Raw genomic sequence first — 21,896 nt, 5'->3', positions numbered from 1 at the left:
TACTTATTCGTCATTGTAGTTGGTGTTATATGCTTTCAGTTGTTCCAACCGAATCTAGCATGGGAATAATGAACGTAAATTTATATACTGCAGAAGGAAATTAATAAAAAAGCATTCTGTGAAATCTTTACGAATTGAATTATCACAGTTTTGTCATGAGAGCGGAAAACCTATGTACATTACAAAGAATGGAAAAGTGGATTTAGCAGTAATGAGTATTGCCACATACGAAAAGCTCACAGAAAAATTTGAATAATACAGTTTGTTTGAAGCTGGATTAAAGTCTGCGGAAAATGATAACGGTAAACCATTTACGAAGTAATTTCTAAATTGGAAAAGGATAATCTTGAATGACTGTCTTTCAAGTTGTCATAACAGAACATGCCGAACACGATGTACAATCCATTATTGACTATGTTTCAAAAAAGCAACAAACCCCATCAGCTACTCAGTCCTTTCTAAACCAAGTATCCAATAATTTCCATCACCTAAAAACATTACCAAAACGTTTTCCTTTAGTAAACGATATAATTCTGGCTCATCAAGGAATTCAAATAAAGTTGATCATTATCTTATTTTTATACCGTGTCTGAATCGCTCAAACGTGTAACAATTATGCGAATATTATATGCTAAATGTAATTGGAAAGCGTTATTATAACCGATCTATCTTATTCAAAAAAGGTATCTATTTAAAATTCAATCGAATAGATACCTATGTTATTTTTTATAGGATAAATTAATCCCTAGACATCAATGCTACACACTCCACATAGGACGAATGGATAAAATGGATGTATTTGCGATTTTAGTGAAAGGCTCGTATGCGGGGACATGTCGACTTAATGATTCGTTCGTGGGAACAGGTCAATCACATATCTAATCAATTTATCCACTCAAAGTATATTTACGACTCATTTTTAACAAAACGGATCAAGGTTTGTTCCCTTAACTCCATTCCTTCCCTATACCAATCTTTCAATGGTAAGCTTATCTCTCCCTCGATTAGATTGGATTCATCCCCAATCCAACAAGTATATAAATAAAAATATTCGCCTGGACGTAAATAAGCATCCATTTGATCACAAAGTAAATGAAGTGCCTGCTTATTTTCTTCATACATTTCCTCATCTTGATATTGCGAGAGCTCTAGCCCCCACCAATCAAATGTCACTTCATAAACATATTTTTCCGGAAACTTTGTTTCTTGGATTTCTTCTAGCGATCCTTGATCCGAAAAGCTTTGTCCAATATACAATGTTTTCTCTCTTGATTCTTCCTCGTATTCTCTTACTGGCAATTCTACATTCAATCCGATATAACTTGTCATGCTCACCATCATTCACCTTTTCTTATTTTCTCCAAACCTAAGCCTATTAAATATCGTATATGTTCATCCTCTTCCTTGCTCTCCATCATCACCAATAACTCTTCCATCTTTTCTGATGAAAATTCAGCCTCTCCTCTTATTGCACATGCTGCTAAATGTTCTGCCACTATTTCTCTGATACTATTATGAGGGTGATCAAAAATCCGCTCCATCATATACAATTCTAGTTCACCATCATAGAGCTGGATTAACTGTGAAAAACAGGCTTCCATTTCTTTAGTCTTCCCAGTGGCAATAACCTTTTCAATTTCCTTGCGTATCTCTTCATTCGTTCGACCATTTCGTACTTCTGCTGCAATAGCTAACTTAGTTGTTTCGTCTGGTAAACTTACTTCATATAGGATATAATCGGCCCAATCCATTGGTTCATCTAACGTCAGTCCATTAATAAAGTCTTCAAAATTTGCTGCTAGTGTTTGTATACCTGCAACATCTTCATCAATTAAAATAACAGGCGGATTTTTCGAATACTCCCTGTAGTCCAATGCAATCCATGTATGGCCGTCTCCTGAGATAAGAATGATATTTTCAGGTAGACCCCATTCTTTAATTATAGCTGGACTATCTAATATATTTGTTTCCGTTCTAATACCGTATAATTCATTCACATTAATCTGGATAAATTTTAGTTTGAACCTTTAAGACTCATCTTGTAAATGCTCAGTCTCATAAAGGTTATACCCCTCATAATGGTAACTTGCATCGATACCTTTCATATAAACTTCTCGGTCATTAATTTTATCAGTCAAGGCATTCTTTAAAAGAATCTTTATTTCAACATCTTTTATAGGGCTTCTTTCCATGGCTAACAGATAATCTTCTTTGGAAATCTTACTCCAATCAATAACTTGTTCTATTTCATTTTTTAATAAATGGTCCAGCCAAAGTCTCATACTTCTTCCATTACCTTCCCTAAAAGGGTGAGCAATATTCATCTCAACATATTTTTCAATGATTTCATCGAAAGTTGATTGTGGCATTTTTTCAATCCTTTGGAGGGCGTCTTTTAGATAAATCACGGGAGCAAAACGGAAATTGCCTTTAGCAATATTTACATCACGTACTTTTCCAGCAAATTCATAAATATCCTCGAACAAATACTGATGAATCTGTGACAGTGCTTTAAGAGTCCCGGCCTCTAATGTATCAAAAAAAATTGTTTCATACATTTTAATTGCCTTTTTCTTACTAATTCTTTCCTCGACACGTGCTAGTTCTACTGAATGCTTAATACCAAGCTTATTGTGCAGAGCCACTTCTATACCCTCCTCTTATTTTTTAATATATACAATCATTTTCAATATATAACCAAGTTAACATAGTGTCTTTATTATACCGTATTCAAGCATATTAATTGATTATTTTAACTCTATTATCTGATTTATCCACTCGCTCCTTGATTATTACTTCTGTCTAGTCGACTAATGTTTTTTCAGGCATTCTTGATTTGTTCCCCAAAACGAAGAAACTCCCATTTCGCCGAGTTGACAAAATAGATGTTCTTTCTTTATTTGTTGTATCAATATTTATTCCCTCGTCAATAACGCTACACACTCCACATGCGAAGTTTGTGGAAACATATCTACCGGTTGAATTTCCTCCACTTTATAGCCGTTTTTCGTTAAATAATGTAAATCCCTTTTCATTGTAACTGGGTTACACGAAACATATACTACTTTTTGCGGTGATAGTTTTATAAGAGAAGATAAAAATTTCTGATCACTACCTGCTCTTGGTGGGTCCATCATGACGACATCTATTTTCTTCTTTTCATGAGCAAGTTTCACCATAAAGTCACTAGCATCTGCTTCGTAAAAACGTGTATTTTTTATTTGATTATTCTTTGCGTTTCTAATCGCATCACGTACAGCGTCTTTATTCAACTCCACCCCGATTACTTTTTTCACCTTTTCACTCACAATTAAAGAAATGGTTCCAATACCGCAGTATGCATCCATTACGGTTTCGTTTCCTTTTAACCGCGCCATTTCAATTGCTTTGTTATATAAAATTTCCGTTTGCACGGGATTTATTTGATAAAATGATTTTGCTGAGATTTGAAATTTTTTGCCGCATAAAACATCTTCAATATACCCTTTTCCATATAAAGTAATTTCCTCTCTTCCAAGTACAACGGATGTTTTACGATTGTTTATATTCATAACGATCGTAGTTATTTCTGGATGCGCTTTTACCAGTGCTTTTATAAAATTATTTTTCCCCGGAAACATTTTGGATGATGTAACGAGAACGACCATTACTTGATTCGTGGCAAAACCTCTTTTAATCAATACATGCCTCAAAAATCCTCTTCCTGTATCTTCATCAAACGGTAGCAATTTGAACGATTTCATAAAGCCTTTAATCGTTTGAATGATTTCATCTGCTTTTCGATCGTGGATCAAACATTTTTCCATATCTATTACTCGGTGACTATTTTTTTGATACACACCTGATATAATCTGTTTCTTTCTTCCAAATGAAAAAGTAGTTTGCACTTTATTTCGATAATGATATGGTTCTTCCATCGTAATAATACGCTGTACTTTTCCAAATGATTTTAAGAGATTTACTACTATTTTCTGTTTAAAATTGTCTTGAGCCTGTTGGGACATATGTTGAAGTTGACAACCACCACAATATCCGTAATGAATACACGGGGCTTGTACTCTATCTTTTGAAGCTTTTTCTATTTTTACCACATCAATAAATGTTCTATATTTTGTTCTTTTCATTTCAACAATTGCTGTTTCATTCGGGAGTAAATTGGAAACAAAGTACTCCTTACCTTTGATGTTTACAATTCCTTTTCCGTTTTCATCAAGACCGATACATGTTACTTTTGTTTTTTGCTTTTTCATTTGACACCTTCTTCCACCTCTATCATATCACGTAAATTCTACCATATGTCGAAAATACGATGTTATTTCGCACTTCATAGTTGATGCAATTGTGAACATACCTTTCCAATATCTCATAAAAAAAGTGACACACAAAAAAGACCACCCAAAGCTTTTACAAGCGTAGGGGCAGCTCTTCGTAAAAATTTCAGCATAACTATTCATCACTAGACAGTTTTTATTGTAAAAAATATGTTCATGACTTATCTTTTTAAATGAATCCATTTTCTTGTGCCATCATAATAATCTCTTCCGAAATCACCCCTCACAAACCCTTATTCCACCGTTTCCAGTTATAATAATGTTTTCCTAAAAAGAGCGTTTTCAACACTTTCCTCACCCATATTCTTCCTTTTCTTCCCGTTTTTCCACACGTTTTTTGCCCTTTTAAAATAATGTTTTACGAAATAATAGAGAAAAGAATTAGGAAATAAGAGGAGTTACAGAACGCTGGTTGTCGGTCGTTGAATCGGCTCAGAAAGGCTCGAACATATCAGAGAAATCAATTGGAATAAATAGCTATAAACCTTGATATAATAGGATTAGAAACAAAAAAAGAGCAAGGTGATAAGTTTGCACTTACTCCTCACTCTCTTCCTAATTTCTTCCGTTCATTTCAGGTGAAAAAGCCTTGCTTTTCTTTACATTAGTAAATGTTTTTTTTAACTATCCACAGGAAAAAGACTCGATTTTTAGTAAAACTTTATTTTAAATCGTAAGACTTTATTTTAATGGGACAATTCCCTAGACATCCACGCCACACACTCCACATGATTTGTATGAGCAAACATTTCTACTGGTTGCACTTCTTGTGTACGGTAACCGCCATCTTCCAATATACGTAAATCCCGCGCTAATGTTGATGGGTTACATGATACATATACAATTCGTTTGGGGTCCATCTCTAACATCGTTTGTAAAAATGTTTCATCACACCCTTTACGGGGTGGATCAACGACGATGACATCTGGTTCAATTCCAGCTTTTTTCCACTCTGGCATCACCGTTTCTGCTTCTCCAACGACGAATTCCGTATTCGTTAAACCATTTAATGCAGCATTTTCTTTCGCATCACGAATTGCATCAGGAACAATTTCTACTCCATACACTTTTTTCGCTTTTTGCGCTAAAAATAATGAAATAGACCCAATACCACAATATGCATCAATAACTACATCATGCTCATTAATATCTGCATATTCAAGCGCTTTTTCGTACAGCACTTTCGTTTGCGTTGGATTCACTTGAAAAAAGGACTTAGGAGAAATCTTAAATTTTATATCACCGATAGAGTCAATAATATGATCTTCCCCATAAATCGTTGTTGTTTTCTTCCCTAAAATGACATTCGTTTTATCTGGATTTACATTATGGACGATAGATTTCACTTCTGGATATTGTGCTGTAATACGTGCAATAAGTGCATCTTTGTTTGGAAGTTTTGCTGTTTTTGTCACAAAAATGAGCATCGTATCATTCGTTTCATAAGCCGTTCGTAAAACGACATGTCGTAACACTCCACGATGTGATTTTTCATCATATGCTTCCATTCCTAGTTCATTTAAAAGTTTGCGTAAACCTTGAACGAGCTTATCCCCTGTTTTATTTTGTATTAAACATGTTTCCATATCATCAATAATGCGGTGGCTGCGTTGTTGATAAAATCCTAAAATGATTTCTCCATCTTTTTCTCCAACAGGCAATTGTATTTTATTGCGGTAATGCCAAGGGTCCTCCATTCCTAATACAGGGTGGACTGGTACATCTGGTAAATGAGCAACTTTGTGCATCACATTGGTAACTTGGCTACGTTTCATATCTAATTGCATCTCATAAGACATATGTTGCAATTGACATCCGCCACATTTATAAAACACCGGACACGGTGGAGTTGTTCTTCCTTCACTTTGTTTTTTTAGTTCGATTAATTTTCCAAAACCAAATTTTTTGTTTGCTTTCACGATACGAATTTCTGCGGTTTCGTCTGGAAGTGCCTCAGGTACAAAAATAGGATACCCGCCTATTTTTGCGACACCATTTCCTTCATGTGTTAAATCGGTAAACGTAACCGTATAATGTTCGTTCTTTTTAACTGGAGCATTTGTCTTTGCCATTATATTATCTTCCTTTATTTATTATCTATGATTTATTTTAACATACAAAAGACCTCTAGAGTTAGCTTTTAAAAAGCGTATCCCTAGAGGTATATTCCTGTTTTTATACTATTTAGATGGATAGTAATAGTGATCGATCTTCTGATGCTTCCAACATATGTTCCATGACAGATCGATGATCATATTCTAATAATTGTTTAGCTGGTGCATAGTCACGAATATCACATATGGTATACATGGAATTCGTAATTTTTTTCCGTATTAAAATCGTCATTTCTCGATTGTGTAGCATTGTTTCCTCAATTTCTTTTAATGTATCAATCATACATCGAATGACTAATTTTCGTTCAATTAATGGTACACTTATTAATTTCACAACAATATGATCCATCGTCTCGTCATTCCACACCGCTTGATGAAAAGCCTGTTTTAATAAATCAGGAAATATTTTAAGGCTTTGTTCCGTAACTGTTGCTAGGTTAATCGTTATATTGGAACTATTTAAATTTTTAAAAGTTTTCATCCCTTGTTGCTCAATTTGCGGATGTTGTTTATAAATAAATTTAATATTTTTGCGAGTTTTATAAGATACAATTCTTTTTAGAAGACCAACGGCTGACAATGTTTCTGAAGGGTCATTTGTATGTTTCTGAATGGAAAAACAATTACGGATGGCATAAGTTATTTGATATAAACTCCATTCATTACAATCATTTACAGCCTTAAGAAACTGTTCGTTGATTCCGATATATAAACGGTCCAATCGTTCTGTTGCTAAGGCCTGTAATAAATTTTTATCATGAATATCAAAATATAAAAACTCATTCCTATTATTCGATTCGTATAAAAGTATTGGTGATTCATTCATTTGTTTTACTCCGTTACTACCCATTTGATGTACCTCCTCTTTACAAATAAAAACAGTTAACAACCTTTTTTGGGGGATGTTAACTGTTTCCTCGATTAAAGAGAAGCAAAAAAACAACTATACATATTGTATAATTTCATTTCGCTTCTACCTCTCAACCCCCGAAGAAAGTATCGCTTCCACGAATAAAGGCAGGTCTCCTGACTTCGCATTTCACTTAATCAATATTACCTTCCCGTTTCAACAGTGGTATATCTATATTGATTATCCATGCTTACAGTTGCGGGGACAGTTTCGTTAAACGAATTCCCTATTAAACCATTATTGGTACCTATTATTCGTCCGAATATCATTACGAATCATTGTAGTAAAATTTAGGAAATATTGCAATGATTTTTCCTTATAATGCTTTATCACATATTTCAATGACTGATTTCACAGCATTTGCTGAAATAGATAATCCGTCTTTTTCCACATCTGTTAAAGGCAATTCAATAATACTTTCCACTCCATTACCACCTAAAATAGTTGGAACACCTAAAAATAAATCTTGATAGCCATATTCCCCATTTAATAGTGTAATAGAAGGTAAGATTTTCTTTTTATCTAGAATTATCGCTTCTGCCATTTCTACAATTGCTGCAGCTGGAGCATAGTAGGCACTACCATTTCCTAATAATGCTACGATTTCTCCCCCACCTTTTCGAGTTCTTTCAATAATAGCGTCTAAACGTTCCTTAGGAATTAATAACTCTAAAGGTATACCACCAGCATAAGAATACCGAATAAGGGGAACCATTTCATCTCCATGTCCACCGAGGACAAAACCAGAAATGTCTTCAATAGAAATATTCAGTTCCTCCGCTACAAATGTGTTAAATCTCGCTGTGTCTAACACACCTGATTGACCGATAACACGATGTTTTGGAAATCCTGTTACCTTTTGACATACATAAGTCATCGCATCGACAGGATTACTTAATACTAAAATAATGCTATTAGGCGCATATTGTTTTACTTGTTCTGCAACGGATTTCATTACACCTGTATTCGTATTTACTAAATCATCTCTACTCATACCTGGCTTTCTCGGGATACCTGCTGTAATAATTACCATATTTGCATCTGCAATATCCGCATATGAGGATGTACCAGTAATTTTGGAATTAAATCGTTGAATTGGTGAAGCCTCTAACATATCTAATGCTTTACCTTTCGTCGGATCTTCCACATCTGGTAAATCTAATAAAACGACATCACCAAGTTCCTTTTGTGCTAGCATTAAAGCTGTCGTTGCACCAGTAAATCCAGCACCAATTACTGCTATTTTATTTCTTCTAAAAGACAATGGGGCCTCACTCCTTTTGTCCTATTTTTTTTCACTTGTATTTTTCTTTTCTGTTGGTTTTGCCTTTTGTTTTGGTTGTTTCTTTGCTTTTTCAGCAGGATTCACCATTTGATATACCGCTTCATCTGCACGTGGAATGACATGGGCACTAAGTAAATGACCATTCATACTTAATACTCTTTCTTTTCCAGCATCAACAGCAGCTTGGACGGCACCAACATCACCTTCAACAGTAATCGTAACAATGCCTGCATCTACTAAGTTTTGGCTAACTAATGTCACATTCGATGCTTTAATCATTGCATCAGCTGCTTCATATGAATAAATTAATCCTTTCGTTTCAATCATACCTATTGCCTTATTCAAATGTTCCACCTCTTTCTATCTCTGTCGAATCAACAATACCTACAACGACAGCATCAATTGGAATCGTACGCTCTTTTAATATATATCGAGAAGAACCACCACTAGTCACAAGCACTTTGTCTCCTATCCCTGCACCAATTCGATCTGCTGCAACCATATGATTACGAATTGGCTCATTATGTGCATTAAGCGGTTGAACAATTAATAGCTTTAAACCTTCCAACCCTTCTTCTTTTCTAGTTGCCCATACATTCCCAATCACTTGTCCTAATTGCATCTTTCATCACTGCTTTCTCACACCATTTTTATTTTTTTATCGTTTTCTCGAGCATAATCGTAAGCAAGTGCGGTGATTATTGTTTGCTTATTGACATGAATTGTTTGTGCATCGATTTTCTCTAGAGCTTCTTTCGATAATAATTTTTTTTCATAATACATAACAGAACGACTATCTACTTCTTCCTTCTTTTCCTCAACTTTTGTTTCATTTACGAAAACTTGTCTTAACGGTTCTTCAGAATGAACAATTTTACCAGTAGTTCCTGTTGAAATAAATGCTGCATTTGCTTCATCTGTATCAATATGCATCTCAAGTTTATATCGATCAGACACTCTTATTTTCACTTGAGGAAATGTCATAGGACGTTCCGTTTGTACAGACACACTGACATACATCCCATCACTTACTTGAAGTGTTTTTGCTTCTTCTGGATTCATATGAATATGAGCCTGTGCAATGATTAAACCTTCTTGTAAATGGACCGTCCCTTTTGGACCTATTAATGTAATCTGACTTGACCCTTTTATGTCACCTGATTCTCTTAATGGTGGTTTGACACCAAGTGCAAATGCGTCTGTTAAACTAACTTCAACTTGTGATGCTGGTCGAACAGGACCTAAAATTCGCACTCGATTGATGCTTCCTTTAGGTCCAGCAATCATTAATGTTTCGTTCGCTGCAAATTGACCAGGTTGTGATAAATTTTGTTTCTTAGTTAGTTCATATCCCTTACCAAACAGGATGTCTACATGTTCTTTCTGAAGATGAATATGACGAGCTGAGACTCCAATAGGAATTGGCCCTTCAGGTGTTAATTCAGATGAATTATTGTTTAATTTGGCAACTACTTGTTGTACTATTTGCTCAATCGTTTTTTCATTCATCTACATACATCCTTTTTCTTATTTTTCTGTTGTCGGTAAAATGTTTTCTAATTCGTTATGTGGTCTAGGGATTACATGTACAGATAATAATTCTCCAACACGCTCTGCTGCTGCAGAACCTGCATCCGTTGCAGCCTTCACTGCACCTACATCGCCTCTAACTAATACAGTAACAATTCCGCCACCAACATGTACTTTTCCAACTAAATTTACTGAAGCTGCTTTCACCATTGCATCTGCTGCCTCGATTGATCCAACTAATCCTTTTGTTTCTACCATTCCTAAAGCTGTACCTGCGTTATTCATAATAAATTCCTCCTAATTGTTTTTATGATAATTTTTTAATTACTTTTTCTACAATATTTTCAATTAAAGCTTGATCCAATTGATTGGAAATATGTGCATTTAATGTTGCTTTAATTTCATCTTCGTCAAAAAGATCTTCATTCGTCGTTGTTTCTTTTGGTAATTCCACTGTTTTTGTTCCATAAGCCATTCGTTTTATATTAATTAAATGTTCAGCCGAAATATTATCTGATGTAATATTCCCTCCGAAGGAACCACAGCCTAATGTCATCGACGGTTTTAATCCTGTTGTACCACCTACAGCACCGATAGAGCTCATCGTATTTACTAGCATTCTAGATACTGGCATATCAATCGCAAATGTTCGGGCAATATGATCATCCTCTGTATGAAGGGATAATGAATGTCCCCGGCCTCCTAAATCTAATAAATCCATACAAATATTTTTTGCTTCCTCGACATTTTTAGCAATATAAAGAGCAAATACAGGAGATAACTTTTCTAATGAAAATGGAATATCTTTCCCAACTTTCGTTTCTAATCCAATAATTACCCGAGTATTGTCCGGCACTTGGATTCCAGCTTGTTTAGCAATGTACTTTGCACTTTTACCTACAATTGCTGGATTCACTCGACCTGGTTGGGGAGAAATTAATTTTTCCATCTTCTCCTTTTCCGCTGGCGATAAAATGTATGCCCCTTGTTGCTCTATTTTTTTGATAAAGGCTTCCTTAATTGCCTCATCTACAACAATTGCTTGCTCTGTTGCACATATGGTTCCATTATCAAATGATTTACTATCAATAATTTGTTTACTTGCTACATCCAATTTTGCACTTTTTTCTACGTATACTGGAACATTTCCTGGTCCAACCCCATATGCTGGTTTACCTGAACTATATGCCGCTTTCACAAGCGCGCCACCACCAGTGGCTAAAATTAAATCTATATCTGGATGTTTCATCGCTTGCGACGTCGCTTCCATCGAAGAATAAGTTAAAATATGCATTAAACCTTCAGGAGCTCCTGCCTCTTCTGCCGCTTCTCTACAAACATCTAATGCAGCCTTTGTACACTTCACTGCATAGGGATGCGGGCTTACGACGATAGCATTTCTCGTCTTTAAAGCGATTAATGTTTTAAAAAATGCAGTTGACGTTGGATTTGTCGTCGGAATAATCGCAAGAACGACTCCAAATGGATCGGCAATTTCTAAAACTTTATTTGTTCTATCTTCTCGAACAATACCGGCCGTTTTTAAATCTTTAATACTTTCATATACATCTCTGGAGCCAACTTCATTTTTAATTTTTTTATGCTCTACGACTCCCATTTTCGTTTCTTTTACTGCTAATTCAGCTAATGTTTCAGACGCCTCATATGCCTTTTCTGCGACATGTTTGACAATTGCATCTACTTGTTCTTGAGTAAATGTTTGATAAATCGCTTGTGCTTCTTTTGCTTTTTGTACTGCAGTTCTCATTTCTTGTAAAGCTAATAAATCTTTATCGTAAATGGTTGCTTGTGACATATATACACTCCTTTCTTAATACGCTAATGGGTTTGTAGCGACCTGACATACCTTCTGTCGGAATGCTTGAACAGCCGCTTCACATGAAGATTGACTTCCTTTCAATATTGCCCCAGCAAAGTTTGTTTCTGTCGGCGGTGTAAATAGCTGACATATTTCAACATCTGCCGCTTTTAATGCTTCATCTACAGCTACCATCGCTTCTACAGGTGGAGCAATGACATATGCTAATGCCTGCCCTACTTGTACGCCATTTTCTTCTGCTAAATATGTGCCACAACTAGAGATTGTTTTTGCAAACATTACATGTGCTGAATTTCCTTGAATTGCTTCAAAATATAATGTTGACTCTACATTCTGTCTGATAGAATCTAATCCGCTTTTCACTTCTTCCGGTGAGTCACCAGCAATAATCCCGATAAACTCTCCAGATAATGGACCGGAGGCATAATCTGAACCTCCATAAAAGCTATTTGCATAAACTACGGATACATCAGATGCTTTTGTTGCCTCGTCTAGAGCGACATAACCAACATCATCCAATGTTAATGTAACTATCCCTACACTCAGTTGGTTATCTTTTAATTGTAATTTTTCTTTTAATGATTTACTTACATTTGGAATAAGTTGCATCGAACAAATATTTGCATATACTTTTTCATCAAACAACATATCCACTACCCTTCTTTTTGGATCAAGTTCACACCACTTGCTTTATGTTTTAAAATTCTTTCTACCACTGTGCCAAGGTAAGCACCAGCTTCAATTGGTGGGATTCCACCTTTATGAATATTCGAAATCACCATTCGGTCCGATTCAATTGTGCCATGGTGTGGTTTATAGCAAATATAGGCACTCATCGATTCTGCCGATACTAATCCAGGTCTTTCTCCAATTAAATTAATCACAACTTCCGGCTGTAATACTTCACCTACATCATCCATTAAACCTACTCTTCCTTCATGTGCATAAAAGGATGTACCAACTTGAATATTCAAGTTTTTTAACGATTGTTGTAAAGATAAGTACACATCTTCTAAATTTTCATTTATGGCACTTGCGCTTAAACCATTCGAGGTAATAATTTGCACTGTCGGGCTGTGCATACATTTTTCACGAATTAATTGTTTTGATTCTTCCGACAGTCTTCTTCCTAAATCAGGTCTTCGTATATATACTTCTTTTTCTTCTACCTTTGTATATACCGTAAACAAATCCAAGCGGTCTAAAATCTCTTGATCTACTTCGCCATATACCGCATCTACTGCTGCAGCATGGTCAAATCGAAATCTTAATAATGTCGATGTTTTCGGACGTGATCCTGCTCTACCAACTGCAACTCGTGCAGGGGTATATTGAATATACTCACCAGGTACATCGATTAATCGATCTTCCAATAAACTTTCCCCGCTATGATTAAAGAAGTATTTTTCATCCTCAATTACTCGATTTTCTTTTACATCTTCTTTTTTATTTTTATATAATGGAATGATCGTACTGTAGTTATTAGGATTAATTTCACTATCAATTTGTTGCTTATCAGTTCCACCGTATAAACTTATCACTGGTTCATCATTCGGTATTGATTCACGTTGTTCATGTTTTGGTTGAAGTTTACATTGATCTACTTGTTTGTCCTGTTGGTCATGTTCATTCGAATGTTTACCTATCTCCTCCATGACAAGTTTGACAATTTCTTGCACTTTATCTGGTTGCAAAAATTTCACCCCCTATTTAATCAAAAATAGTTAAATCTCCAGCACGATCACTTAATTGACCGTTTTCATAAATCCCCATTTTTTCAAGCCATGCTAAATATTCTGGTGCAGGACTTTTTTGGAATGTTTTTAATAAAGTTGCTACATCATGATAACTCATAGATTGATAATTCAACATAACGTCATCACCCATTGGTGCAGCGATAATGAAGTTAACACCTGCTGCCGTTAGTAGTACTCCTAGGTTTTCATTATCATTTTGATCTGCTTTTATATGGTTGGTATAACAAATATCTACTCCCATTGGAAGTCCGTGCATTTTCCCCATAAAGTGATCTTCTAATCCTGCACGAATTACTTGTTTGCTATCATATAAATATTCAGGGCCGATAAAACCGACGACTGTGTTAACGATAAAAGGGTTATAATGTCTAGCAAATCCATAGTTTCTCGATTCTAATGTGACTTGATCAATATCAAAATGGGCTTCAGCAGATAATTCAGATCCTTGACCTGTTTCAAAATACATCATGTTTGGCCCTGTTCCTGTACCTTGTTCTTTCGCTAATTGATTTGCTTCTCCGATAAGCTCAGCCGAAATTCCGAAAGATCTATTCGCCTTTTCTGTTCCAGCAATACTTTGGAAAATCATATCTGCTGGTGCCCCTTGTTCAATCGCTCTCATTTGTGTCGTAACATGTGCTAAAACGCTGTTTTGTCCTGGGATTTCCCATTTTTCCATGAAATCCTTTGTCGCATGGAAAACTCGTTTCACACTTTCAACCGAATCATCTACCGGGTTAATACCTAAAACAGCATCTCCAATCCCGTAAGATAATCCTTCTTTTAACGAAGTAATAATACCATCGATATTATCTGTTGGGTGGTTCGGTTGTAACCGTGAGTTAAGTGTTCCTTTATGGCCAATCGATATGTTAGATGTTGTAATAACCTCTATTTTGTTTGCAGCATGAACTAAGTCTAAATTGGACATTAATTTCGATACTGCTGCGATCATTTCAGAAGTTAACCCGCGACTTATACGCATTAACTCCCTATTTCCCACATCATTGCGCAAAATATATTCTCTCAACTCTGAAACAGACCAATTTTTAATTTCGCCATAGATTTTTTCATTAATATCATTCTCAATAATTCGAGATACTTCATCTTCGTCTGGATCTATTAATGGTTCATTTCTTATTTCATGTAATAATAAATCTGCTACTAGATATTTTGCAGCTACTCTTTCTTGTACGGTTTCAGCTGCGATTTTAGCTAAGCGATCACCTGATTTTTCTTCATTCGCTTTTGCTAATAATTCTTTTAAATTTTTAAATGTGTAATGTTCCCCGCCAAGATTTATTTGTAATTTCATCTAGTATCCTCCTTTCATTATTGATTGGATGAATGGAATGTTAATGTTTTTACAACGACCGGGACGACATCTGATTTTAATGCTTTCCCAATGTCGATATAATCACCTGTTTCAACATGAATTTGATCAATACATATAACAGGTTGTTGAACATCCATCGCAATTAATGATTGCCCTAATACTTTTGCAATATCTGACTCTACAACTAATATAATTGGCAATGTAGGATGATTTCGTTCATCCATCAGTTTTTTTATTAATTCAGCTAATAGTTGTATTTCTCGAAATTTTACATAAGGAATATTCGTTAAAGATAATGCAAAATTGCTTTCTGTTTGAACCGTGTCAAAAATTCTTTTTGCTTGTTCAAATGTTTTCGGTAATAACTGTAGTCCTTTTTCCATTTGTTGTTGAAAATCATGATTTATAATCGGTACATTTTTCAATGGCAATTTTGATGAATCAATTTGAATCGTCGCACCACTTATTTCAGTCGTTTGCATTCCTGCTCCTAAAACGGTTGCCCGAACTGTTTCCAGTGGTGGTTCAACAATAAAGTCTTCAAAAATGGCACTACGTTGCATTTTTTCTGCTAACATTAGTCCTATATCATTGTATTGTGCATTACTTTTTACAGTTTCTAAATGGTACATACACTCTGAAACCCCACCAGAAAATGTAACTACATCTATCGGCATATCCCAATTTGGGCGTTCACCTAATAATAAAGGTTTGTCACTATCTGTTAGTTCATTTTTTAACATACGATATAATGTGTCGACCAATATATTAATTACTTCATCCACTTCTCGTTTGTCACGAGAATCACCGACCTGTAGTAGGATATTCCTCTGCTGTAATAAACGTTGAATTGGTGGCGAAATCGAAATTATTTTATTTCCGGAGAATTCAATTAATCTTCCTCCAACATGTAATGTACAAGTACCTACTAATGTTTCTTGTTGATAAACCGCTATATTGGCAGTACCTCCTCCAATATCAACATTGGCTCGCACTTGTTTATTACCTTTTGATTGTTGGAATACACCAGATCCTTTTGCTGCAATAATACCTTCTAAATCCGGGCCAGCAGTAGCAACTAAAAATTCTCCTGCTTCCTTAGATAAATGATGCACCATTTCACTCGCATTATTTTTGGTAGCGGCTTCTCCTGTTATAATAACAGCGCCAGTTTCAATCATATTTGGTAATATTTTTGCCATCTCATACTCGTGTTTAATTATTTCTTCCACTTTTTTTGTATCTATTGTGATGTCATCTAATAATGGTGTGCGATATACTGGACTTTTATATAATACTTCTTTATCAACAATTTCAATTCGTGGTACATGTGATATACCTGCTACGTTTAATAGTGATAAGCGACTTATAATTAATTTTGTTGTACTCGTACCAACATCTATGCCAGCACTAATAATTGTTTCACCTTTTTTAGACAATTTTAATTACTCACCTCACCCCAAAAAAGAAAAGAAGCCATTAAGACTCCTTTTTCATAAGAGTCCTAATGGCTTCTTTGCCTACGTTAATTTACTTTTCTGTATAAAGTATATCAAATTTCATTTTTTGTGTAAAGGCTTACTTATCTAAGTAAATTAAATATGCATCATCTGTCTGTTCCACAAATTGTTTCATTTCTTCGTATGTTCGACAATTTACTAAAGGTTTAATATAATCGATGCCTCTTTTATGAACCGCACTCGTTACAACAATGGGACCACGTATCATCACCTTTTTCAACTGTTCAATCGATCGTTCAATATTAGCATCTTCTGCATCTGCCTTCGTTACAACCCCAATCGATAATTTCGGAATACCACTTGCAAATCCTGGTGGAAAAATATTTTTAATGGTCGTAGCATCTTGTACATATATAACGTGTGTCATTTGAAATGATGTTGCCATTATATTTTTATAAAATAACGGATTTTCTGTATATTCCCCAGGAGTATCTACAATCCATTGATGGTATTGCAATGTTTGCGTTTTTGCTGCTTTTGCATCATTGCCAACTAACTCGTTAATTAACGTCGTTTTCCCAGCATCAATGGCTCCTATTATCATTGCCTTATTGTTCATCTGTCTCATCCTATGATTTTGTAATTTTTGATGGCGTATATCCTAAGTTTTCCATTAAAAATCTATTTATTTCGATTAACGCCATTTCTACCTCTGAAACATCTCCTACAACTACTAAACTACCTGTGAATCTATCTAAAAATCCTAACTGAACATTGGCAGATTTCGTTGCAATATCCCCAGCTATAATTACTGTTTCACTTGGTGTACATGTCATTATTCCTAATGCTCCAGCTTTTTCTATACCGAGCATTTGAAATAATTCTTCATTTGGATTCGCAATAAGATGGCTTAAGGTTAATTGTTTTCCCGGAACAAATTCTTGTATAAATCTTTTCTTTTCTTCTTTTTCATGGTCAAACACTTTTATTTCCTCCTATCTCTATGTCAACGACTGCTTCAATCTACTTTATGATTGCTTGGCTTCCATGAGAAAATTGAAACGACAATTAAAGCAGATATAAGAGAAAGTAATAGAAGAAACATCTTTGTACTACTTAAAACAACCGAATCTCCTATAAATAGATCCTGAAGGAATTGAAGTACACATGCAAGAATAATGGATGCGACCATTATTTTCCCGAATATTTTATTTTTCATGTCCTCGCCTCCTCCCTTCTACCCTTATTCACACAATTACCTGTATAAAATATTATTTTTCCTTTGTCCTATATTCATCAGGACCGATGATTCCAGCTTCCCGATCGAGCTGCTCCAGTTCTAATGCTTTCGGAACCGCTAACCAATAAGCAAATGCAATTCCTAGAAGTCCTGCCGAAATCTTTCCTATGAGAACTGCTGGTATGAGGTCTGGTTGGAAATTAGCTGTATAAGATAAATGGTCCCCTAATAAGAACGCACATGTAACACCAAATGAAATATTAAGTACTTTATCTTTAGGTGGCATATCTTTTACAATGGCAAACATCGCAAGTATATTTGCAGTTGTTGCGACCATTCCTACACTACCCGTTGGAGTTAATCCTAATTTTTGTCCCACTTTGTTTAAATGAGTTGAAAAATACTTTCTAATTAAATAAACCATTGGGAATGCTCCCGCTAACATAATACCAATATTCCCCGCATTTTCTAATGCTCTAAATTGGTCTTCACTATCTGCCATGATTGGATCGAATCCCCACCAACCAATTGTGTTTGAAAAAATTCCCGTAAAAATTTCAATGATGGAAAATACGAGCACTAATCGAATCGCTGCACTTAATACTTTTCCAAAAATTAAAAACGCCTTAATCATCACGTTTGGCAGGAAGCGTAGTAATGCTGCTAAAATAACGACAAAAATTAATAATGGCAATAAATTTATAAATATTTGCATGTAAGATAAATTAAATGTATGATCCGCTTCCGCAGTCGTACTTATTGCAGTACGAATATCCATTTTTGTAAAAGCAATAATTGCCGAGGCAATAAACGCCCCTATTGGAATCGTTAATAAACCGGACATAATCCCTAAAGCCATATACTTATGGTCACGTTTATCTAATATCGGTAAACCTAAAGGAATGGAAAATACTATCGTAGCCCCTGCCATAAAACCGACAATCATCGCCATAATCCAACCTTCATAAGAATCTTTCAATACATCTGCTAACTGATATCCACCCATATCTGTTGCTAAAATTGTCGTTGCAGATGTTGCCATGTCTGCACCGATAGAACGGAAAAATGGCCCTAATATTTTTTCAATAAATGTAGAAATAAATGGGATGGACGCCATAATACCAGCCGAGTTAGCAAAGATCGGCGCAATAACATTTATCCCTTCCTCAAATTGTTTTCCCAATTCTGATTCACTATTAATGATTGAAGCAATAGCTCCAGAAAGAGCACAAGCCATCATAATATATACAATAATATCTGCAATTATACCCAAAATGTTACACTCCTTTACACGTTTTCTTTGTAAGGGTATGTAAAATCCCCCTATTTAAAATTGTTTATTTAATGACTAATACAGGTTTATCACTGTTATTAACAACATAATTACTAACACTACCGAGGATTACTTTCTTAATGTTTCCTAATCCCCGACTGCCAACAACAATCAAATCATAGTTATACGATGTCGCATATTTACATATTTTTTCACCTGGATTGTTGTTACCTTCCATCATCAGAACATTTGTATCTACCGTTGTTCCGTTATTTTCTAGTCGATTTTTAATTTCGTCTAACTGAAGCTTAATTTTTTCCACATGTTCCTTTTTTGCTTTTTCATCATGTTCTTTTTGAATTTTTTTCACATCTTCATCCATGATTTTCCTTTGCATCATTGCATTCGTATGTGGATTAGAAATATTAGATATAGAGATGACACAAATTTTCGTATTGCCATTGTGACTAAATAATGTTTCTACTTCGTCTATAGCTGCCTTACTCGTTTCGGATCCATCGTACGCTATCAATATATTTCGCATATTAATTTCCTCCCTTCAAAATATAAATCGCTTTCAATACTATGTTTGGCATATACACCTCCCTAAAAATAAACAATAAAAAAAGACGCTTAAAAAAATACTTTTTTAAGCGTCTTTGCTTTGTTCTATTCACTTGTACACTCTTACGAATACGAGAAACGTTTAGTGACACAACGTTTCGCACGATTCGATTGAAATCGCTTTCTCATTTATAAATAGTATTATATGGCTATTCAAAAAAATAATCAAGTTAATTTTTTGTTTTTTCATTTTGCTTTATAATTTTTTCCGATAATTCATACATGGACATTCTATGTTTCATACTATTTTCGCGCATAAACGTAAAAGCTTCTTGCTCAGAATATTGCTTCCGATCCATTACAATCCCTTTTGCTTTTTCAATAAGTTTTCGATGTTTTACTTCTTCCTTTGCAAGGATAATATCATCTTGTAACGCCTTTTTCTTTTCAGCTTGATGTAAGGCGATTTCAATTGCTGGGATAAGATTTTCTTTTGATATTGGTTTCACGATATACCCAACAATATTATCTTGTTGTGCTTTTTCTATAAATTCTTTTTGGCTATATGCAGTAATAATAACGATCGGAACATCTAATTGTTTCCCAATAATTCTGCTAGCTTTCAATCCATCTATTTTAGGCATTTTTATATCCATCAGTATAATATCTGGTTTCAAGGTCAATGCAAGTTCAACAGCTTTTTCTCCATTGTTCGCTTCTTCAATTACTTCATAACCTTCTGTTTCCAATATCACCTTCAAATCCATTCTTATAATAGATTCATCTTCCACTAATAATATCTTCTTCCCCACTAACTCTCACCTCCGGGCTTTTCTTAAACGAAATAAGTGCATGTGTACCCAAAGCTGTGGATAGAAAAGCAAATTCACCCTCTAAGTCGCTCTCTACCAAATTACGAACAATATTCAATCCGAGAGAAGGTTGTACATCTTTCATGCCGATACCATTATCGATGACATGAATTTCAATTACATCTTCATTCACATGAAATTCAATGCGAATATCTCCTTCTTCCTCTGGTTGAAAAGCATGTTTTAAAATATTTTGTACTAATTCATTTATAATAAGTGAAATTGAAACCGCTTTCTTTTGACTAGTAAATATTATATGGTCATTTGTTTGAATAATCAAGTCGATATTTTTATAAACAGAATTGATTACTAACTTAGAACATACTTTTCGAGTTAATTCAACAATATTTACTAATTCAGAACTTGAATCATCATTAGACAAAATTAATTCATACACTGCGGAAATACTAAATATTCGATTCAATGCTACTTCAAAATGTTCTTGATTATCATGTAAATTGCTTTGGTGCATTTGTAATCTTAGCAAACTTGCAATCGTTTGTAAATTATTTTTTACACGATGATGAATTTCTTCTATCATAATTGACTTCATCGATAATTCTTTTTCTTTCATCTTTAATTCTGTTAAATCTTGAATAATTAATAATGTATTCATGTTATTTTTCGTATGTTTTAATTTTATTTTTTTAATTACGAGACTTTTCCTTTCTATCGTTCGTTCAAATACATAGACGTCTTCATCATTTTCGTCATAAATTTCCTTTAGAAAGGGTAATAATTCCGTAATATTTTCTTGATAAATTTTATTCGTCCCACTCATTTCAACTAAAAATTTTACTCCAACAGGATTCGCATAAATTAACGCATGTTCATGATTCGTTAATATAAACATCTCCATTAATAAATCAGAAACAATTGGAATAGAAGAGTTGTCATACGATAAAATGATATCAAGCACTTGTGTTGGAATAGATAAATTACTTTCCTCTAAGTGAATGTTCTTTGTAAACTCTACTTCTTTTTCCTCAATTAATACAGCAATTATTTTATTTTCTTTGTTCTTTATCGGAATTACTGTTTGATGCACATTTCTACCTTCTTGATTAATGGCATTTTTTATAATTGATTTCTCCCCTTTTCTAAAACTATAAAAAACACCAGGTTCGAAAATCTCAAATACATCTTTACCTAGAACAGATTTAGTATATAATGGGATATCATCTTGTGGATATGCTTCTGCTACTACAATTGCATGTTCGTGATTTTTGCTTAAACAATCGATGAACATATACGATTGGGATAACTCTGCAAATTTATCCATTGTAGCTGCAATTTTCAGTATTTCCTCTATATCAGATGCCGTCAAATTAGTTTTTTTCTCACAAATTTCTTTCGTTTTTACAATCATAGCTTCACCTTTTTA

At 34.5% G+C, this 21,896-nt stretch carries 24 protein-coding genes and 1 riboswitch; of the genes, 1 reads left to right on the top strand and 23 read right to left on the bottom strand.

Annotated elements, in window-relative coordinates; all coding sequences use genetic code 11:
• The first annotated feature begins 118 nt into the window (after positions 1–118).
• On the top strand, positions 119–256 hold the full coding sequence (locus tag SPD45_RS14440; RefSeq protein WP_442962032.1) for a type II toxin-antitoxin system prevent-host-death family antitoxin: 138 nt from the start codon (positions 119–121) through the stop codon (positions 254–256).
• Between the two features lie 650 nt (positions 257–906).
• On the opposite strand, the gene SPD45_RS12525 is transcribed toward SPD45_RS14440, so the two are convergent.
• The 23 genes from SPD45_RS12525 to SPD45_RS12415 all read right to left on the bottom strand — a co-directional run bounded on the left by SPD45_RS12525 (position 907) and on the right by SPD45_RS12415 (position 21,881).
• Positions 907–1,335: a hypothetical protein gene (locus tag SPD45_RS12525; protein WP_336268112.1), complete on the bottom strand. Its 429-nt coding sequence runs from the start codon at positions 1,333–1,335 to the stop codon at positions 907–909.
• 2 nt (positions 1,336–1,337) lie between these two features.
• Complete coding sequence (locus SPD45_RS12520; protein ID WP_336268111.1) at positions 1,338–1,997, bottom strand: SMI1/KNR4 family protein; 660 nt, start codon at positions 1,995–1,997, stop codon at positions 1,338–1,340.
• Positions 1,998–2,027: 30 nt separating this feature from the next.
• Positions 2,028–2,645, bottom strand: a complete 618-nt coding sequence (fic, locus tag SPD45_RS12515) for a protein adenylyltransferase Fic (protein ID WP_336268110.1) — start codon at positions 2,643–2,645, stop codon at positions 2,028–2,030.
• Positions 2,646–2,915: 270 nt separating this feature from the next.
• Positions 2,916–4,250: a 23S rRNA (uracil(1939)-C(5))-methyltransferase RlmD gene (gene rlmD, locus SPD45_RS12510; protein ID WP_336268109.1), complete on the bottom strand. Its 1,335-nt coding sequence runs from the start codon at positions 4,248–4,250 to the stop codon at positions 2,916–2,918.
• Between the two features lie 767 nt (positions 4,251–5,017).
• On the bottom strand, positions 5,018–6,403 hold the full coding sequence (rlmD, locus tag SPD45_RS12505; RefSeq protein ID WP_336268108.1) for a 23S rRNA (uracil(1939)-C(5))-methyltransferase RlmD: 1,386 nt from the start codon (positions 6,401–6,403) through the stop codon (positions 5,018–5,020).
• 112 nt (positions 6,404–6,515) lie between these two features.
• Positions 6,516–7,295: a hypothetical protein gene (locus SPD45_RS12500; RefSeq protein WP_336268107.1), complete on the bottom strand. Its 780-nt coding sequence runs from the start codon at positions 7,293–7,295 to the stop codon at positions 6,516–6,518.
• A gap of 149 nt (positions 7,296–7,444) precedes the next feature.
• A riboswitch (cobalamin riboswitch) is annotated at positions 7,445–7,622 on the bottom strand.
• Positions 7,623–7,671: 49 nt separating this feature from the next.
• Entirely contained in the window at positions 7,672–8,619 is a 948-nt protein-coding gene (gene mdh, locus SPD45_RS12495; protein WP_336268106.1) for a malate dehydrogenase, read from the bottom strand.
• A 21-nt stretch (positions 8,620–8,640) separates the two neighbouring features.
• Positions 8,641–8,985: a BMC domain-containing protein gene (locus tag SPD45_RS12490; protein ID WP_336268105.1), complete on the bottom strand. Its 345-nt coding sequence runs from the start codon at positions 8,983–8,985 to the stop codon at positions 8,641–8,643.
• Positions 8,978–9,262: a EutN/CcmL family microcompartment protein gene (locus tag SPD45_RS12485; RefSeq protein ID WP_336268104.1), complete on the bottom strand. Its 285-nt coding sequence runs from the start codon at positions 9,260–9,262 to the stop codon at positions 8,978–8,980. The genes SPD45_RS12490 and SPD45_RS12485 overlap by 8 nt, the downstream gene beginning before the upstream one ends.
• A gap of 17 nt (positions 9,263–9,279) precedes the next feature.
• Positions 9,280–10,149, bottom strand: coding sequence for a phosphate propanoyltransferase (gene pduL / locus SPD45_RS12480; RefSeq protein ID WP_336268103.1), 870 nt, complete (start codon positions 10,147–10,149; stop codon positions 9,280–9,282).
• Positions 10,150–10,167: 18 nt separating this feature from the next.
• Positions 10,168–10,455: a BMC domain-containing protein gene (locus SPD45_RS12475; RefSeq protein WP_336268102.1), complete on the bottom strand. Its 288-nt coding sequence runs from the start codon at positions 10,453–10,455 to the stop codon at positions 10,168–10,170.
• A gap of 22 nt (positions 10,456–10,477) precedes the next feature.
• Entirely contained in the window at positions 10,478–11,986 is a 1,509-nt protein-coding gene (locus SPD45_RS12470; protein ID WP_336268101.1) for an aldehyde dehydrogenase family protein, read from the bottom strand.
• 15 nt (positions 11,987–12,001) lie between these two features.
• Positions 12,002–12,658 carry an ethanolamine utilization microcompartment protein EutL gene (eutL, locus tag SPD45_RS12465; protein WP_442962031.1) on the bottom strand — a complete coding sequence of 219 codons (657 nt, stop codon included), beginning with the start codon at positions 12,656–12,658 and terminating at the stop codon, positions 12,002–12,004.
• Positions 12,659–12,663: 5 nt separating this feature from the next.
• A complete protein-coding gene (eutC, locus tag SPD45_RS12460) occupies positions 12,664–13,704 on the bottom strand; it encodes an ethanolamine ammonia-lyase subunit EutC (protein WP_336268100.1) in 1,041 nt (346 codons plus the stop codon).
• 16 nt (positions 13,705–13,720) lie between these two features.
• Complete coding sequence (locus tag SPD45_RS12455) at positions 13,721–15,082, bottom strand: ethanolamine ammonia-lyase subunit EutB (protein ID WP_336268099.1); 1,362 nt, start codon at positions 15,080–15,082, stop codon at positions 13,721–13,723.
• Positions 15,083–15,099: 17 nt separating this feature from the next.
• Complete coding sequence (locus tag SPD45_RS12450; RefSeq protein ID WP_336268098.1) at positions 15,100–16,542, bottom strand: ethanolamine ammonia-lyase reactivating factor EutA; 1,443 nt, start codon at positions 16,540–16,542, stop codon at positions 15,100–15,102.
• A 139-nt stretch (positions 16,543–16,681) separates the two neighbouring features.
• Positions 16,682–17,182: a EutP/PduV family microcompartment system protein gene (locus SPD45_RS12445; RefSeq protein ID WP_336268097.1), complete on the bottom strand. Its 501-nt coding sequence runs from the start codon at positions 17,180–17,182 to the stop codon at positions 16,682–16,684.
• A gap of 10 nt (positions 17,183–17,192) precedes the next feature.
• Positions 17,193–17,546, bottom strand: a complete 354-nt coding sequence (locus tag SPD45_RS12440; protein WP_336268096.1) for a BMC domain-containing protein — start codon at positions 17,544–17,546, stop codon at positions 17,193–17,195.
• Positions 17,547–17,581: 35 nt separating this feature from the next.
• Positions 17,582–17,782: a hypothetical protein gene (locus tag SPD45_RS12435; RefSeq protein WP_336268095.1), complete on the bottom strand. Its 201-nt coding sequence runs from the start codon at positions 17,780–17,782 to the stop codon at positions 17,582–17,584.
• Positions 17,783–17,834: 52 nt separating this feature from the next.
• Positions 17,835–19,076, bottom strand: a complete 1,242-nt coding sequence (gene eutH / locus SPD45_RS12430) for an ethanolamine utilization protein EutH (RefSeq protein WP_336268094.1) — start codon at positions 19,074–19,076, stop codon at positions 17,835–17,837.
• 64 nt (positions 19,077–19,140) lie between these two features.
• Positions 19,141–19,620, bottom strand: a complete 480-nt coding sequence (locus tag SPD45_RS12425; RefSeq protein WP_336268093.1) for a universal stress protein — start codon at positions 19,618–19,620, stop codon at positions 19,141–19,143.
• A gap of 250 nt (positions 19,621–19,870) precedes the next feature.
• The gene (locus SPD45_RS12420; RefSeq protein WP_336268092.1) at positions 19,871–20,452 is read right to left on the bottom strand and encodes an ANTAR domain-containing response regulator; all 582 of its coding nucleotides are present in this window, start codon (positions 20,450–20,452) and stop codon (positions 19,871–19,873) included.
• Positions 20,421–21,881, bottom strand: coding sequence for a histidine kinase N-terminal domain-containing protein (locus SPD45_RS12415; protein WP_336268091.1), 1,461 nt, complete (start codon positions 21,879–21,881; stop codon positions 20,421–20,423). The genes SPD45_RS12420 and SPD45_RS12415 overlap by 32 nt, the downstream gene beginning before the upstream one ends.
• Positions 21,882–21,896: the final 15 nt, after the last annotated feature.

It is taken from the genome of Pseudogracilibacillus sp. SO10305 (assembly GCF_037072005.1).
GTDB classification, from domain to species: Bacteria; Bacillota; Bacilli; order Bacillales; family Amphibacillaceae; genus Pseudogracilibacillus; species Pseudogracilibacillus intestinigallinarum.
The sequence above is the reverse complement of the archived record's forward strand: the minus strand, read 5'-3'. Positions and strand labels throughout refer to the sequence as shown.